The following is a 16719-nucleotide window of genomic DNA, read 5'->3' as shown; positions in this document are numbered from 1 at the left end:
GCGCCGGTGCGCGCGCGACGCGCGGCGGGCGTGCTCGATTTCCGAGGGCGACCCTCAGCGATCCACTCCCGGACCTGGCTGCTCCATCGCGGCCCCCGGCTCGGCGCGTCGGAAGCGCGCGGTGCGGGCCGCGAGGGACGGCAGCACGAGCAGATTGAGCGCGGTCGAGCTCGCGAGTCCACCGAGGATGACGATCGCCATCGGCCCTTCGATCTCACGCCCCGCGGTTCCGGTGCCGAGCGCGAGCGGCAGGAGGCCGAGGCCCGTGACGAGCGCCGTCATCAGGATGGGGACGACGCGATCGGTCGCGCCTCGAACGACCGTCGCAAGGTCCCAGGACGCGCCCTCGACCTCGACGAGGTGCCGATAGTGCGAGATCAGCATGATCGAGTTGCGCATCGTGATCCCGAGCAGGGTGATGAACCCGACGAGCGCTCCCATGGTGAGTCCGGCGCTGTCGGGCGCGACGAGCCCGACGAACAGCACGGCCGCGACTCCGCCGACGAGTCCGAACGGAACGTTCGCGAGCACGAGCGCGACCAGACGTGTGCTTCGGAACGCCAGCCACAGGAGGAGCGCGACCGCGATCGCGGCGACTCCGCACTCCGCGAGGAGCTCGTTGCGCGCCTCCGTCTGGGCCTGCGCCGTGCCGCCGACCTCGACGTACGTGCCGGGTGGGAGTGAGACTCGTTCGCGGATCGCGCGCTCCACGTCTGCCGAGAACGACACGACGTCGCGATCGCGCGGAACGCACGTGACGCTCTGCCTGCGACGCGCGCCCTTGTGCAGGATCGAGGCCCGGCCGCTCTCGGGTCGGATGTCGGCGAGCGCCCCGAGCGGAAACGACGCGCCGTCGATCGTTCGCACGAGCAGCGCACCGACGGCCGTCGGGTCGCCGCGCACGTCCGCAGGCAACGTCACGACCACGTCCTCGGTGCGGTTTCCCGCGTGCGTCTCGGCCACGACCCTCCCTTGATAGGCGAGCGCAACGGTCTCGAGCACGTCGACCGGCAACGCACCGAGCTCTGCGAGCGCGTCGCGTCGCAGCTCGATGGCGAGCATCGGCGACCCCGCCGGTGACTTCACCTGCACCTCGGAAGCGCCGGGGATGCGTTCGATGACTGCCGCGATCTCCGCGGCCTTCGCGTCGAGTGCGTCGAGGTCGGGTCCGACGACGTCGACGACGACCGGTGCGGTCTCCCCCGTCAACGTCTCGCTGATGCGGTCGCCGAGGAACGTGAGCACCTCGAACGAGATACCCGGCTGGTGGGCGAGAAGGTCGCCGACCGCGTCCGCGATCTCGCTCCCCCGCCCGGCAAAGTCGGACCTGAGCTCGACGTGGAACTCGCTCCGATTGGGCCCCCAGGTGTCTTCGCCCTGCTCGGCTCGCCCGATCTGCTGCTCGACCGTCGCGACGTCCGGCAGGGCGAGGATCTCGCGCGAGACGTCGACACCGACACGCCGCATCTCCGCGATCGACGCACCGGGGACCTCCGAGACCTGCAGCACGAGGTGGCCTTCCTGGAAGTCGGGGAGGAATCCGCCTCCGAGGAAGGGGAGAACGAGCAGTGCGGCGACGGAGGCCGCCAGCGCGGTGCCGCGCAGCGCTCGGGGGTGCGCGAGCAAACGCGAGAGGAGCCGCTGGTAGCGGCGCTTGACCCACGTCTGCAGGCGGGGCTCCCCGTCGTCCATCGAGGCATCGTTGCCCATTACGACGAGACACAGAGCCGGGGTGAGCGTGAGCGCGACGACGAGCGAGACCAGAACGGCAGCGAGATAGGCCAGGCCGAGCGGCGCGAAGAACCGGCCCGCAAGCCCCGACAGCGTGAGCAGCGGGAGGAGCACGACGGCGATCACGAACGTCGCGTAGACGACCGCGCCGCGGACCTCGAGCGACGCCGATGACACGACGTCGCGAGCCGGATGCGGGTGTGCGAGTCGTCGGTTCTCGCGCAGACGGCGGACGATGTTCTCGACGTCGATGATCGCGTCGTCGACGACCTCGCCGATCGCGATGGCGAGGCCGCCCAGCGTCATCGTGTTCAGGGTCAGGCCGCATCGCTCGAGGACGATCACGGCGCCGAGCAGGGAGATCGGGATCGCGGTGATGGAGATCAGCGTGGTACGCAGGCGGCCGAGGAATGGGAACAGCACCGCGACGACCAGCACCGCGCCGGCCACGAGCGAGAAGCGCAGGTTCGCCAGCGCCCGCTCGATGAAGGTCGCCGGGCGGTGCAGCCGCGAGAACAGCTCCACCCCGCTCGCCTCGAGGAGCGGTGCGAGCTCGTCGAGGGCGCGCTCGAGCGCATGCGTGACCTCGAGCGTGTTCGCGCCGTACTGACTCGAGATCGTCAGCAGGACGCCCGGGCGACCCTGCACGAGCGCATCGCCGTACGGCGGCGCGACTCCCTCCACGACGCGCGCGACATCGCGCAACCGCACCGTCGACGTCGATGTCCGTGCGACCGTCGCAGCGCCGAGCTCCTCCGCGGTGAGCGCCTGCCCCTCCGCGCGCAGGACGATCCGCTGGTTCGGCGTGTCCACGAAACCCGCGCCGAGCACACCGGTCGCGCGCTGCGCGGCCGTCACCACCTCCGCCATCGTCAGGCCGTAGGCGATGAGGTCTTCCGGGCGGACCTCGATCCTCAGCTGCCGGACGTCTCCGCCGAAGACGTTGACGCGCGCGACACCCGGTACCGCCAGGAGCTTCGGCTGCATCGTCCATGCCGCGAGATCGCGAAGCTCGGCCGGCGACAGCCGCTCCGACACGATGCCGATCTTCAGGACGTCCATCGTCGAAGACGTCAGCGGCTCCATCTTCGGAAGCCCGACGCCCTGTGGCAGACGCCCAGCGACGGTTCCGAGCCGCTCGGCGAGCGCCTGGCGCAGGGCCAGCACCGAAGTGTCGTCGGCGAACGTCGCGGTGACGACCGAGAGCCCTTGAATCGACTCGGAGCGGAGTGACGCGAGCCCGCCGACACCGCCGATCGCCGACTCGACGGGGATCGTCACGAGCTGCTCGACTTGCTCCGGCGCGAAGCCGGGTGCCTCCGTCTGGATCACGACCTGCGGCGGGACGAAGTCGGGGAAGACGTCGAGCTTCGCCCGCATCGCGGCGCGGCCGCCGAGCAGGAGTGCAGCGCACGCGAGCGCGATCACGACGCCACGGTGACGGAGCGAGAGCGCGACGAGCCAGCCGAGCACGAGTGCGTTCGCGCCTCCCTCAGTCGCCGTCGGAAGCCGCGTCCGCTCGAGTCGCAAGGCTCTCCGCGGACAGGAGCTGCTGCGCGCCCGCCACGACGACGCGTTCCCCGGTCTCGAGCCCGGCGCCGACGAACCACTCGGTTGCGCTGCGGGGTTCGGCGGAGACGCGGCGGAGATCGAACGCATAGGGTTCGCGCTCGACGAAGACCAAGAGCTCGCCGCCACGCCGGACGACCGCGGCCGCGGGCACGTCGACTCCATCGCGCGCCGCGCCCGCACCGCGCAGGAGCGCGCGCACGGGTGCACCGACCGGAAGCGCATCCGACTCGACGACGAACAGATAGGACGTGCCCGGCAGCGACGGGTCGACGTCGGGCGCGGTGCCGGCGAAGCGCGTTGCGCGCATCGTGTCGCGCTCCGGAAGGGCGAGAAGCTGCGCGCCGTCCTCCGCTTCGACCGGCGGTGACCCCGGCGGCACCGCGACGCGCACGAGCACCGCCTCGCGCCGTGCGAGGCGACGAGACAGGGCGTCGAGCCCGGCGTCGTGCGCGAGAACCGTGCCGAGCGCTCCGACCACACGCGCCTCGGCGCCGGCGAGGTCGGCCTGTGCGCGCGCGGCCGCCACTCGCGCCGCCTCGACGTCGCGCAGCGACGCGTTCTGCCTGTCGAGCGAGAGCGCCTCGACGCGAGCCCGCTCGCGCGCCGCTGCCTCCGCCTCGACGCGCGCGGCCGAGCGTCTCGCCACGGCCTCCACCGCAGCGGTCGGATCGAGCACGCGTCCGTACGCTTCGACGCGCTTCTCGAGGTGGCTCGCCGTGGCGGGGGCGACCTCGATGCCGGCATGCGCGACTCCGACCTCGTCGAGCACGACCGAAGGCGCGACGTGCCCGGCGTTCGTGGGCACTCCGTCGGGACCGTCGCCGTCGATGCGGTCCGGCGCGTTGCAGCCCGCAGCGAGTGCAGTCGCCAGCGACAGCATTGCGAGCGCGAGGATGGCCGCGCTCCTCGCCGGACGCCCGTTCCGTGTCATCGCCGCTCCGTGAAGAGCCGAGCCGGCTCGACCGCCCGCTCGAGCTCCGCCGCGGCCAGGTGGAGATGCTCGCGCGCGTCGACGCCGAGCGCCCGCGCGCGTTCGACCTCGAGCTCTGCGTCGAGGAATGCGACGCGATCGGAGGCGCCGAGCTCCACGGCCTCCGCGGCCGCACGCTCGCGCCGGCGTGCCTCGGCGAGCAGGAGCTCCGCGGCGAGGGATTCCTCGGTCGCTCCGTCGATCCGCGCCGAGGCGAGGTCGAGCTCCGAGATCACGCGCGCCTGGAGCGCCTCGAATCGAGCGGCGATCTCCGCACGCCGTGCGAGTGCCTCGTCGATCGCACCCTCATTCCGGCTCAGCACTGGAAGCTCGAGCGCAAGCAGGAGCCCCCACTTGTTGCTTCCTTGGTCGAACTCGTAGCTCGGCCCGATGTGCAGGTCGGGGACCTGCCGGGCGAGCTCGAGTGCGAGATCGCTCTCTGCCGCCGCATACGCCTCGAGCATCGCGCGCACGTCGGCGCGGCCGGTCAGCGCAGCGCGACGCGCCGCCCCCGACGAGAGCCGAGCGATGTCGACGGGAGGATCGTCGATCCGGAATGCGACGACGACGCCATCGAGGGTTGCGCGAGGAACGCCGATGGCAACCGCGAGCCGTGTCCGGGCCTCGAGCAGCTGGCGCTCGGCCGACATCGCGTCGGCCCGCGCTCGAAGCAGCGCGACGTGGTGCTGGGATGCGTCGCTCTCCGCGAGGGCGCCCGCCGTGATCCGTTTCGCGAGCAGCTCTCCGAGCTCTTCCTCGAGATCGCGCACCCGCCGGCGCGACGCGAGCCGATCCTCGGCCGCACTGAACGACACGACCGCGCTGTGGACGGCGGCGCGCACGCGCCACACCGCGTCGGGGATCGCGAGCGCGGCGGCGCGGCTGCGTGCGCTCTCGGCGTCGCGTCGATGCGCTCGCTTGCCGGCCGTCTCGAACGTCCAATCGAGCTGGAAGACGGCGAGCCAGGGCGACACGCCCGCCGTCGGCGTCGCGACACGCTGCGGTGCGAACGAGAGCACGGGGTTCGGGAGCTGTGTCGCCGCGGCGACGTGCGCGCGCGCCGCCGCCGCGGCGGCTTCGGCGACGCGCACGTCGGGCTGGTAGAAGAGGCCGACGGCGGTGAGATCGTCGAGCGTCCACGCGGACCGGGGCCACTTCGAGACGTCGAGTGCGACGTCGTTCGCGAGAAAATCGCGCAGGGCGGGATCGTCGAGCGAGCGCGCCTCGAGGTGCGCGGCGGCGGTGTCAGGCGCGAGCGGCTCGGGTGCCACGTGGCGACAGCCCGCCGCGACCGCGATGGAGACGAGAACCGGCGTCGTGCGCGCGAGGATGCCCAGTGCGCGTCTCGCACACGCGGCCAATGAAGGGCTCGCACCCAGCGGAGGCCGCGATCCAGTCGAAGGGAGCGGAGCACACGTCGCCCGGAACGAGTGCAGGTGCACCGCGTACGCGGCGCTTCTGCGGGAGATGGATCTCGTCATGTCGAGCATGTGTCTCCTTTAGAGGGTGCCTCAGAACGGAGAAGTTCTGCGAAAGTCGCCGCTCCCGCGACGAGGCCCCGGTGCATGCGCACGGGGAACGCTGGCCGCCGTCAGCGAGCGACGTCCTCGATCGAGTCGACGCGCTCGTACCTCCAGCCGCCGACGTGGAGCGCCGCACCCAGCACGAGAAGCGTGGCCATCCGTACGAGCGGGTCCGCCCAGGCACCCGCGATCATCGCGCCGCCCGACAGCGGGAGCTCCACGCGACGCGGTGCCGGGAGCTCGACGAAGCGCACGCTCGCGCGCTGGCCAGCGCGATCCACGGTACGCGTGCCGGCAGCTGGCCGTCGAGCAGCTCGTAGTGCGGGGCGTGGAAGGTCCGGAGCTGCGGAAGATGCGCGATCGCGTCGCACCGATCGATCGGCCGGGTACGGAGGATCGAGTCGCCGGCCGCGCCACCGAGGCAGATCTCGAACTACCAGGCCTGGAAGAGCAGCGCGCGCTGCCACGCGGCGGGCGCGATGTGGCGCCACGGGACGTCGAACGCGCGCCGTGCGAGATGAGGTCGATCACCTCGCCGTAGAGCGCCCGCATCGCCGGCCTGCGGCGCCTGCGCCTACTCCCCGCTCCGCGCCGGCTCGAACGCGAAGCCCGCGTACTCCTTCGCGGCGACGTCGGCGAGGCGCTGGTAGTAGATCGCGCCGCCGAGATAGGCCGTGAAGTAGCGCGGCTTGCCGGGGATGTTGGCGCCCGTCCACCAGGAGTCGGTGCGCGGGAAGAGCGTCGCGTTGGCGATGCCGCTGACTTCGGCGCCCCAGGCGTCCTCGCTGTCGCGCGTGGGCTCGACCGCGCCGAGGTCGTGGTCGCGCAGGTGCCGCACGAGGTCGGCGATCCAGTTCAGCTGGCGCTCGGCGCCGAGCGGCATGTTGTAGAAGACGCCGGGCGAGCCGGGGCCGTGGATCATGAAGAGGTTGGGGAAGCCGGCGATCGCCATACCCAGGTAGTTGTGGAAGCGGTCGCTCCAGCGCTCGCGCAGGCTCTCGCCGCCGCGGCCGACCGGGTCGAGCCGGAGCATCGAGCCGCTGATGGCGTCGAAGCCGGTCGCGAGCACGAGCATGTCGATCGGGTGCTCGCCCGAGCGCGTGACGACGCTCGTCGGCGTGAAGCGCTCGATCGGGTCCTCGCGCAGGTCGACGAGCGTCACGTTGTCGCGGTTGTAGGCCGCGAAGTAGCCGTCCTCGAGGATCGGCCGCTTCGTCATCACGAAGTGGTCGGGCATCAGCTTGTCGGCGACGGCGGGGTCGCGCACGATCGCGCGGATCTTCTTGCGCACGAAGTCGGAGAGCGACTCGTTCGCCTCCTCGCTCACCGCGATGTCGTTGTAGCTGTCGAGGAAGAACTTGAAGCTGCCGCGCTGCCAGAGCTTCTCGTAGAGCGCCTCGCGCTCCTCGGGCGTCGCCTCGAGCGCCGAGCGCGAGTGGCCGGCGTGCGGGAAGCCGCCGCCGTTCGCGAGCATCATCGCCTTCGTGGCTTCCCAGTTGGCGCGCGCCTCCGCCATCTCCTCCGGCGTGATGGGCCGGTTGCCGGCGGGGAACGCGAACTGCGCGGTGCGCTGCAGCACGAGCACGTGGTCGGCCTGCTTCGCGATCTCGGGAATCGCCTGGATGCCCGACGAGCCCGTGCCGATCACGGCGACGCGCTTGCCCGCGAACGAGACGGGCTCGTGCGGCCACTGGCCCGTGTGGTACGTCTCGCCCGCGAAGTCGTGGATGCCCGGGATGTCGGGCATGTTGGTCGTCGAGAGCGCGCCGACGGCGCAGACGAGGTACTGGCAGGAGGCGCGCTCGCCCGCGCTCGTCTCGACCGTCCAGCGCTGCGTCGCCTCGTCGTAGCGCGCCCCCTGCACCCAGGTCTCGAAACGGATGTCGCGGCGCAGGTCGAAGCGGTCGGCGACGTGCTCGAGATAGGCGAGCACGGCGGACTGCTCGGACTGGGTCTCCGCCCAGTCCCATTCCTTCATCAGCTCGTCGGAGAACGTGTAGCAGTAGTAGGGGCTGCCGGGACCGTCGACGCGCGCGCCCGGATAGCGGTTGTACCACCATGTGCCGCCGACATCGCTCGCGCCGTCGTACACGCGCACCGAGTAGCCGAGCTCGCGGAAGTGGTGCAGCGCGTACATGCCGCTCACGCCCGCGCCGATCACCACGACGTCGAAGTGCTCGATCTCCCCGCTCGTCCGCGGGGCCTGCTTGCCGGTCGCCATCCGAACCTCCTGCGCGCTCTCCGGGATGGGGCCGCCGGGCGACGGCCCCGACGACGATGGACGCGACGCACGCGTCCGCGGTGTCCCCGACGTCGCCGCACATACTAGAGCGGAAGGCGCGGCAGCTGTATCCGGAAGCGCGAGACGTGCCCGGGGCCCGTCCGCGGCGCGCCGCCTCGGTGCGCGCCGCATCGGTTGACGCTCCCGCGCCGCGCTGCGAGCCTGCGCGCCCCCTGTCTCGCACCGGGAGCACGCCCATGCCCGCCTCGCGCCGCGCCTTCCGCGACCTGATCGAGCTGCTCCGGGCCATCGACGACGGGTACATCGGCGACGTCGGCGAGACGAAGTCCGCGCTCGACGTCGCGGACGGCCACCGGCTGCTGCTGCACGGGCTGCGGCGCGCGCTCGGCGCGCAGCTCGAGGGCGACGTCCATCGCCCGGCCTTCCAGCGCGCGGTCACGCCGACGATGAAGTTCGGCGGCGACAGCCCCGACGCGATCTACCACGAGTGCAACGTCAGCGACGCGGTCGCCTATCGCGTGCGCGGCCACATGGCCGGCGCCGTCTACGTGTCGCTGTCCGTGCAGGCGGGCGGCGGCGAGGGCGAAGGAGTCGGCTCGAGCATCCACAGCGACCAGTTCGCGGTCGGGCCCGATGGCTCCTTCGAGGTCGAGCTCTCGCGCGCGGCGCCCGCGGACGGGTGCGACTGGGTGCGCATGCCGGACGGCGCGCTCAACGTGATCGTGCGCCACTACTTCGAGGACGCGGACGGCCCGATGGCCGTCGCCCGCCGACCCCTCGCACTCGAGATCCGCGCGCTCGATCCGCCGCCCGCGAGCGGCGAGCCCACGGCCGAGGACGTCGCCGCCGGCATCGATCGCGTCACGCGCTGGCTGCGGAGCCGCACGCTCGACGAAGCGAAGGGCCGCGGCCGCCTGCCCGCGTGGGTCTCGGTGGTGCCGAACCAGTTCAACGACGCCGAGAAGCCCGGTGCCGACCTCGCCTACGCCGCACTCGACATCGCGTACGCGATGGCGCCCTTCCACGTGCCGCCCGGCAAGGCGCTCGTCGTCCACGGGCGCTTCCCCGCCTGTCGTTATGCGGGGCTCGTGCTGTGGAGCCGCTTCCGGCAGAGCCTCGACTACCGCGCGCGGCGCGTCGCGCTGAATCGCGCGCAGACCGTGACCGACGATGCCGGCCACTACCGCATCGTCATCGCCGACCGCGACCCCGGCGTCCCGAACTGGCTCGACACCGGCGGGCGGCAGAGCGGCATGATGTACTGGCGCTTCCTGCTCCCCGAGGAGCCGGTGCCGACCCCGCGCTGCGAGCTCGTCGACCTCGACTGATTCCCGCCGCGCGCGGGCCGCTCACTTCGCCTGGGGCGGCACGTGCAGCAGGTGCGCGCGCACGTCGCCGGCCATGTGCCCGAAGCCTCGCCGGTGCGCATAGCGCCAGCGCCCGTCCCGGCGCACGAAGCGGTCCTCGTACCGGTTCGCCCAGACGGGCTGCAGCGGGAAGTCGTCGGTCCGCTGGAAGACGGTGACGTAGTAGCGGACGACGGCCGTGCCGTTCGCCTCGTCGATCTCGACGATCGGGTTGTGGATGCAGTGGCGCGTCTTCGGCGTGCCGTCGTCCGGGTAGCGGCGCGTCCAACGCTCGAAGCTCTCCTGCACCTCCCGGCTCCCGGTGAGCTTGCCCCCGCCCTCGGTCTCGAACACCGCGTCCTCGAAGAGCGCGCCGACGCCCGCGAAGTCGCCCGCGTCGATGCGCTCGGGATACGCGTAGACGAGGTTCATGATCTCGATGTAGCTCTCGGTGATCGCGGTCATCGCTCCGCTCCCGCCCGCCTCGCCTAACGTCCGAGGTCCGTGATCACCGCCCGGCCGAGGTAGCGGGCGGCTTCGAGGTCGTCGAAGACGGCGCCGAGCTCCGAGAGCGCGGCGGTGCGGCCGACGTGGCTCTTCACCTTGCCCGCGGCGGCGAGGTCGACGAGCTCGCGCATGTCCTGCACGGTGCCGACGGCCGAGTAGACGAGCGTCGCGCCCTTGAAGAAGAACTCGAACGGGTTGATCTGGATGGGGCCCTCGCTCGTCGCCGGGAGGCCGACGCCGACGAACAGGCCGCCGCGGCGCAGGAGCTGCAGGCCGAGCTGGAAGCCGGCGATGCGCGCGGTGAAGACGAGGCTCGCGGCGACGCCGCCGAAGCGCTCCTGCACGAGGCCCGGCGCGTCGTCGGGATGCACGGCCACGTCGGCACCCATCCGCTCGACGAACTTGAGGCGCTCCTCGCCGACGTCGATGCCGACGACCGTGTACCCGAAGGCCTTCGCGATCTGCACGGCGTAGTGGCCGAGCCCGCCGGCCGCGCCGAGGATCGCGACGGCGCTGCCCGGCCGCACGCGGTGGTCGAACAGCTTCTTCACCGCGCCGTAGGCGGTGAGGCCGCCGCACGCGAGGGGCGCTTCCTCGTCGCCGACCGTGTCGGGGAGCTTCACGAGCGACTTCGCGTAGACGCAGAACTCCTCGGCGAACGTGCCCATGATGCCCTGCGCCTGCGCGCAGTGGCGCGGCTCGCCGCCGAGGCAGTACTCGCACGCGCCGCACCAGTAGCCTCCGCCCGTTCCGCCGAGGCCGAGGATGACGCGGTCGCCGACGGCGATGTAGCGCTCGGCACCGGGCCCGAGCGCCTCGACCGTGCCGATCGCCTCGTGCCCGACCGGCATCGTGTCGGGCACGCCCGCCCAGTCGCCGCGCACGATGTGGAGATCGGAGTGGCAGACGCCCGCGCTGTGGATGCGCACGCGCGCCTGCTCGAGGCCGGGCTCGGGGGTCGGGAGGTCGAGGACGCGCAGCGCGCCCTCCTGCAGCATGGCGGCCTTCATCGCGTCTCCTCTCTCGACGTCGCCCGCGGCGACGATGCTAGGCGTAGAACTGCGCGTACCAGCGGCGGAAGGTGGCGATCGCCGACTCGGCGTCGTTGAGCGCGGGCGCGGCGCGGTGGACCTTGTGCTCCCAGATCGGGACGTCGTACTCCCACTGCTGGAACACGGCCTCCGCGAGCGAAGTCGCGTAGGCGCGCGTCGCCGCGTCGCTCTCGAGCCGCCCGACGTTCACGACGCCGCGCAGCTCGACGTGCTCGTCGTCGACGGGCGTGACGTAGAGGCGCTGCATGGCGACGAGCCCCGAGCCCTTCGGAACGATGTCGGCCGCCGTGAGACCGGGCCCGAAGCAGTAGCCCGTGCCGGCCGTCGGCGCGTCGTCGACGCGGAGCTCCGGGACGACGCCCTCCGGATCGGACTCGAAGGGCAGCGCGAAGAACGGCCCGTCGAGCTTCGGCTCGCTCGTCGCCTTCATGACGTGCGTGCGGTGGACGAAGCGGAAGTGGCCGGTGTCGGCCGAGTTCTCGCACACCTCCTGCGCGTGGCCGCGGATCGTCCAGGTGCGCGAGACGGCGGGCGTCCAGCGCGCGTCGTCGAACACCGGCATCGCCCAGGTCGGCTCGGCCGCGAGCGCGCCGGCCGCGTCCGGGGCGTCCGCCTCGTTCGGCCCGCCGTACCACGCGAGCACGACCTCGTTCTGCTCGACCACCGGAAAGGCGCGCGCGCGCGCGGCCGCCGGGATGCGCGACCCGTACGGCATCGCGCTGCAGCGCCCGTCCGCGCCGAAGCGGAAGCCGTGGAACGGACACACGAGGTCGTCGCCCGCGACGCGCCCACCGTGCCCGAGGTGCGCGCCGAGGTGCGGGCAGTGCGCGTCGAAGAGCCGCGCCTCGCCGCCCTCGCTGCGGAACAGCACGAGCTCGCGGCCGAAGTAGCGCACGGGGCGGACGTCGCCGGGCGCGAGGTCGGCCGAGCTCGCGACCGCGAACCAGCCGGTCGGATACGGCGGCAGGTCGATGCGTCGGGGACGGGACATCGCCTTCCATCCTACTACCGGCGCGGGTGCGCGTGGGCTGGCGCGGGCGCGCGTGGGCCGGCGAGGGGCGCCACATCCTCCCCGTTTCCGGCGATAATCGCGCCATATGCCCATGCACGACGAAGCGCACGCGACGAAGGACCAGGACGACCTCGAGGCCGCCCGGAGGAAGGGAATCGCCGACTGGGTCGCGGCGCACCTCGGCGGCGAGGTGCGCGAGATCGAGCGCATCGAGCGCTGGCGCCCGTGCTGGAAGGTCGCCTACGCGAAGGACGGCCGGGTCGACACCGTGTTCGTGCGCGGCAACCGGCCGAACGCGGGAGCGAACGCGCTGCGCTTCGAGATGGAGGTGATGAAGACGCTCGAGGCGAACGGCATCCGCGTGCCGCACGTCCACGGCTGGATGGATTCGCCGAAGGCCTTCGTGATGGACTGGATCGACACCGAGGATCGCGCTCCCGGCATGCTGCACTTCGCGATCGCGAACCCGACGCGGATGAGCGACGAGCGCTGGCAGGCGATGCACGACTACATGGGCCACCTCGCCGCGATGCACGCGCTCCCGATCGAGGAGTTCACGCACATCCGCGGCATGTTCGTCCCGAAGACGCCGGCCGAGATCGCACTGCACGCGACCGAGCGCATGTACCAGTACGGCGTGCACACGGGGAACATCGATGCGCCGCTCGAGTTCCTGCAGTCGTGGCTGCGCCGCAACGTGCCCCGGCACCGGACGCAGCCGAGCTTCATCACCGGCGACGCCGGGCAGTTCATGGCGGCCGGGCCGAAGGTCGCCGCACTCCTCGACTTCGAGATCGCCGCGATCGGCGACACGCACTGGGACCTCGCGTGCTTCCGGGGTCGCCATCCGTACGAGGACATGGGCGACATCCCCGCCCTCTACCGGAGCTATGCGAAGGCGAGCGGCACCGAGGTCGACCTGCGCGTCGTCGGCTACCACACGGTCGCCTTCATGCAGCTCTCGTCGATCGCCGCGCTGACGTTCCAGGATCCCGACACGCTCGGCGCCAACTGGATCGAGGGCATCCTCGAGTACTGCAGCATCACGCGCCGCGCGCTCGAGGCGATCGCCGAGCTGCAGGGGCAGGAGCTCGACCGCGACCTCCACCTCCCCGAGCCCGAGATCCGCCGCTTCGAGGACACGGGGCTGCGCAAGCTCGTCGTCGACATCGGGCGGCTCCCGACGTCGAGCGCGTTCGCGCCGTGGGAGCGCGACCTGCTCGGCGACATCCCGCGCTTCCTGCTGAACCACGCGCGCTACCGCGGCTGGTTCGAGGCCGAGACGGTCGCCGACGTCGCGCGCATGACCGGCGGCACCTACGCAGGCATGGCGTCCGCCGACGCGGCGCTGCTCGACATCGTCGCGGCCGGCGACCCCGGGCGCGACGAGGAGCTCGTGCGCATCCTGCACCGCCGCCTGCTGCGCCTCTCGATGATCACCGCGGGCACCGACCCGACCGACGACAACCTGCTCTTCTACCGGCTCGATCCGATCCTCGATCGCTGAGCGCCGGACGACGCCGAGCGACACCGTGACCGAAGCTCCCCGCAGCCCGCACGCGGGCACTCCGTTCCGCGACACCGACGCCGACATCGCGCGTGCGCTCGAGGACGCGAGCGTTCCCGCGCTCCTCTGCTCGCTCGTCCACATGACGGGCGACCCGTCGTGGATCCGCGGGCCGCGGCGGCCGCGCATGGCGGGGCCGACGTCGCTCGACGGCGGGATGCCGGAGGACGAGCAGGCGGCCGTGCGCGCGGACGCCCTGCCGGTGATCGCCGCCTATCGCGACGCCGGCTGCCGCCCGCACGACCTCCCGCGCGACGTGCTCGTCGAGATGATGGAGCGGCTCGCGTGCCGCGCGATCCCGGAGCGCCAGCGCGACCTCTTCTTCTTCGACCTCGAGCTCGACACGGGCGACGGCGGCGCCATCGGGTGGGGCGACGAGATCGACGACGCCGTGAAGCGCGACGCGCACGTCGTCGTGATCGGCGCGGGCATGGCGGGCATCCACGCCGGCATCCGCCTCTCGCAGGCGGGCCTCCCGTTCACGATCGTCGAGAAGAACGCCGGCCCCGGCGGCACCTGGTGGGAGAACCGCTACCCCGGCGCGCGCGTCGACGTCGCGAGCCACCAGTATTGCTATGCGTTCGAGCCGGCGGACCACTGGAGCGAGTACTACTGCCAGCACCCCGAGCTGCGCGCCTACTTCACGCGCGTCTTCGACGAGCGCGGCCTGCGCCCGCACTGCCGCTTCGAGACGGCGGTGACGGGTGCCGCGTGGGACGAAGCGACGGCGCGCTGGCGCGTCTCCGTGCGCGACGCGAACGGGCGCGAGGAGGTGCTCGACGCCCGCTTCGTCATCTCGGCCGTCGGCTCGCTCAACATCCCGCGCATGCCCGACATCGAGGGCATCGACACGTTCGCGGGCCCGTCGTTCCACTCGACGCGCTGGCCCGACGGCTTCGACCACCGCGGCCTGCGCTTCGCGCTGCTCGGCGCGGGCGCGAGCGGCTTCCAGATCGCCCCCGCGATCGCCGACGAGGTCGAGCACCTCTCGATCTTCCAGCGCACCGCGCAGTGGGTGATGCCGAACCCGATCTACCACGCGCGCGTCCCCGAAGGCGAGACGTGGGCGATGCGCCACCTGCCCTTCTACGGGCGCTGGCTGCGCTTCCTGATGACGCAGTCGGGCATCGGCAACGGCGCGTCGTCGTTCCGCATCGACCCGGACCACCACGACCCCGACAACCGTTCGGTCAACCCCATCAACGCGAAGATCCGCGACGTGCTCCTCGACTTCATGCACCGCCACCTGGCCGACCGGCCCGACCTCGTCGAGAAGGTGCTTCCCGACTATCCCGCGATGGGGAAGCGCATCCTGCAGGACGACGGCAGCTGGTTCCGCTGCCTCGCGAAGCCGAACGTCGAGCTCGTGCGCACGGCGATCGAGCGCATCGAGCCCGAGGGCATCCGCACCGTCGACGGCGTGCTGCACCGCGCCGACGCCATCTGCTACGCGACCGGCTTCCGGCACAACGACTTCCTCGCGTTCGACGTCGTCGGCCGCGGCGGCGCGTCGCTGCACGCGCAGTGGGGCGACGAGCCGACGGCCCACCTCGGCATCACCGTCCCGCGCTTCCCGAACTTCTTCCTCTGCTACGGGCCGGGAACCAACCTCGCGCACAGCGCCGGGCTCTTCTTCCACTCCGAGTTCCAGACGATGCACGCGATGGACGCGATCCACCGCGTGCTCGCGAGCGGCGCGCGCGCGATCGAGGTGCGCGAGGACGTGCACGACCGCTACGTCGACGCGCTCACGCGCGAGATCGCGACGCTCGTGTGGGCGCACCCGACCATCCGGCACAGCCACTACAAGAACCCGGACGGCCGGATCTACACGCTGTCGCCGTGGACGATCGACCAGTACTGGGAGATGACGCGCGAGGTCGACCCGGCCGACTACCGGATCGCCTGAGCGCCGCGCCGCGCACGCGCGGCGGGAGCCGGCCTCACATCCCGTAGCCGACGGGGCCGACGCCGGGCACGGAGACGTAGCCCGCGGAGTTGTCGGCGTTCGAGTTGCCGGCCGAGAAGCGCGACGTCCAGAGGTTGTCGCCGCCCCCGGCGCCGTCGACGTAGCCGCCCGCCTGCATCCGCGCCGCGACGACCCGCAGCAGGTTGCCGGTCGGGAACGGCGAGCCCTCGACGCCGTAGCTCGCGTCGCCGTCGAGCCAGTAGCGCCCCGGCGCGATCCCGCTGCCGAATAGCATCGACCAGCTCGCCCACTCGGCGGGCGGCAGCTCGCGCCCGTTCACGAAGACGCCCGTCCCGCCGCCCGACGCGTCGGGCGCGAGCGGCCCGAAGTCGTGCCCGGGGAGGAGGAAGCCCGCGGCCGCGCCGCCCTGCGGCCCCCACAGCCCGCTCGCCGCGTCGTACCAGTAGGCGCCCTCGGCGGGGCGCACCCCGTAGGCCGCCTCCATCTCGTCCTTCTGCGGCTCGCCGAGCTCGGCGCCGTTGATGACGACGGTACCCGTGTCGCCGCTGCCGCACGCGGCGAGCCAGAGAGCGAGCGCGAAGGACGCGCCGACGAGCGGACGGAAGTGCATGGCGATCTCCTCGGATGGGGCGTCGCAGCGCTGCGACGCGAGCGCGAGCTGGACGCGGGTGCGAGCTGGACGCGGGTGCGCGCGCGCCGCATTCTGCCACGACGGCGCCGGGCGACGGAGGTCGCACGCGATTGCGCGGGTATACTGCGCCGCCAGGCCGTCGCGGTCGCGGGAACGGCGGGCGACGAGAGAAGAGCGAGCGAGATCGAGAGATCGACAGATCGACAGATCGAGAGAGGGGTTCGAACGATGATGCGAGCGACTCTGGTGACCCTGTCCCTGGCTTCCCTGCTCTCCGCGGCCTGCGCGAGCGGCCCGCCGCCCGAGCCGGCCGATCGCCTCACCGTCGGCAAGGTGCAGGGCGAGATCAAGGTCGGGATGTCGGCCGCCGAGGTCGCCTCGATCCTCGGCTCGCCCAACATCGTCACGACCGACGACCAGCGGCGCGAGGTGTGGATCTACGACAAGGTGTCGTCCGACAGCGTCGACACTGCGAGCGGCATCTCGGGCAGCATCATCATCCTCTCGGGCGGCCGGAGCAGCCGCTCGAGCTCGAGCACGCAGCGGACGCTCACCATCATCATCAAGTACGACGAGAACAAGCTCGTCCGCGACTTCGCCTACAACTACTCGCAGTTCTGAGCGGCGCGGCGCGAT

General features: G+C 72.0%; 13 protein-coding genes. 4 read left to right on the top strand and 9 right to left on the bottom strand.

What is annotated here, in order from left to right; all coding sequences use genetic code 11:
• Nucleotides 1-54: 54 nt before the first annotated feature.
• The 5 genes from R3E88_03955 to R3E88_03935 all read right to left on the bottom strand — a co-directional run bounded on the left by R3E88_03955 (nt 55) and on the right by R3E88_03935 (nt 8017).
• Nucleotides 55-3204, bottom strand: a complete 3150-nt coding sequence (locus R3E88_03955) for an efflux RND transporter permease subunit (GenBank protein ID MEZ4215611.1) — start codon at nt 3202-3204, stop codon at nt 55-57.
• A 19-nt stretch (nt 3205-3223) separates the two neighbouring features.
• Nucleotides 3224-4108, bottom strand: a complete 885-nt coding sequence (locus R3E88_03950) for a hypothetical protein (protein MEZ4215610.1) — start codon at nt 4106-4108, stop codon at nt 3224-3226.
• Between the two features lie 122 nt (nt 4109-4230).
• Entirely contained in the window at nt 4231-5544 is a 1314-nt protein-coding gene (locus R3E88_03945; protein ID MEZ4215609.1) for a TolC family protein, read from the bottom strand.
• A 320-nt stretch (nt 5545-5864) separates the two neighbouring features.
• Nucleotides 5865-6077: a hypothetical protein gene (locus R3E88_03940; GenBank protein MEZ4215608.1), complete on the bottom strand. Its 213-nt coding sequence runs from the start codon at nt 6075-6077 to the stop codon at nt 5865-5867.
• A 293-nt stretch (nt 6078-6370) separates the two neighbouring features.
• The gene (locus R3E88_03935) at nt 6371-8017 is read right to left on the bottom strand and encodes an NAD(P)/FAD-dependent oxidoreductase (GenBank protein ID MEZ4215607.1); all 1647 of its coding nucleotides are present in this window, start codon (nt 8015-8017) and stop codon (nt 6371-6373) included.
• A 257-nt stretch (nt 8018-8274) separates the two neighbouring features.
• Here R3E88_03935 and R3E88_03930 point away from each other — a divergent pair, with 257 nt between their 5' ends.
• Nucleotides 8275-9366, top strand: a complete 1092-nt coding sequence (locus R3E88_03930) for a hypothetical protein (GenBank protein ID MEZ4215606.1) — start codon at nt 8275-8277, stop codon at nt 9364-9366.
• 21 nt (nt 9367-9387) lie between these two features.
• Here R3E88_03930 and R3E88_03925 read toward each other — a convergent pair whose 3' ends face one another.
• The 3 genes from R3E88_03925 to R3E88_03915 are packed head-to-tail and all read right to left on the bottom strand — an operon-like array spanning nt 9388 to nt 11934.
• Nucleotides 9388-9849: a nuclear transport factor 2 family protein gene (locus R3E88_03925; GenBank protein MEZ4215605.1), complete on the bottom strand. Its 462-nt coding sequence runs from the start codon at nt 9847-9849 to the stop codon at nt 9388-9390.
• A 23-nt stretch (nt 9850-9872) separates the two neighbouring features.
• Complete coding sequence (locus R3E88_03920) at nt 9873-10901, bottom strand: zinc-binding dehydrogenase (GenBank protein MEZ4215604.1); 1029 nt, start codon at nt 10899-10901, stop codon at nt 9873-9875.
• Nucleotides 10902-10938: 37 nt separating this feature from the next.
• Nucleotides 10939-11934 carry a Rieske 2Fe-2S domain-containing protein gene (locus R3E88_03915; GenBank protein ID MEZ4215603.1) on the bottom strand — a complete coding sequence of 332 codons (996 nt, stop codon included), beginning with the start codon at nt 11932-11934 and terminating at the stop codon, nt 10939-10941.
• A gap of 106 nt (nt 11935-12040) precedes the next feature.
• On the opposite strand from R3E88_03915, the gene R3E88_03910 reads away from it, so the two are divergent.
• Entirely contained in the window at nt 12041-13462 is a 1422-nt protein-coding gene (locus R3E88_03910) for a phosphotransferase (protein ID MEZ4215602.1), read from the top strand.
• 25 nt (nt 13463-13487) lie between these two features.
• The gene (locus tag R3E88_03905; protein MEZ4215601.1) at nt 13488-15431 is read left to right on the top strand and encodes an NAD(P)-binding domain-containing protein; all 1944 of its coding nucleotides are present in this window, start codon (nt 13488-13490) and stop codon (nt 15429-15431) included.
• Between the two features lie 34 nt (nt 15432-15465).
• Here R3E88_03905 and R3E88_03900 read toward each other — a convergent pair whose 3' ends face one another.
• Nucleotides 15466-16062, bottom strand: coding sequence for a hypothetical protein (locus R3E88_03900; GenBank protein ID MEZ4215600.1), 597 nt, complete (start codon nt 16060-16062; stop codon nt 15466-15468).
• A 267-nt stretch (nt 16063-16329) separates the two neighbouring features.
• On the opposite strand from R3E88_03900, the gene R3E88_03895 reads away from it, so the two are divergent.
• Nucleotides 16330-16704: a hypothetical protein gene (locus tag R3E88_03895; GenBank protein MEZ4215599.1), complete on the top strand. Its 375-nt coding sequence runs from the start codon at nt 16330-16332 to the stop codon at nt 16702-16704.
• Nucleotides 16705-16719: the final 15 nt, after the last annotated feature.

The sequence above is a fragment of the Myxococcota bacterium genome (genome assembly GCA_041389495.1).
In the GTDB taxonomy this organism is placed as follows: Bacteria; Myxococcota_A; UBA9160; order UBA9160; family UBA4427; genus JAWKRT01.
This window is presented reverse-complemented; position numbering and strand designations above follow the sequence as displayed.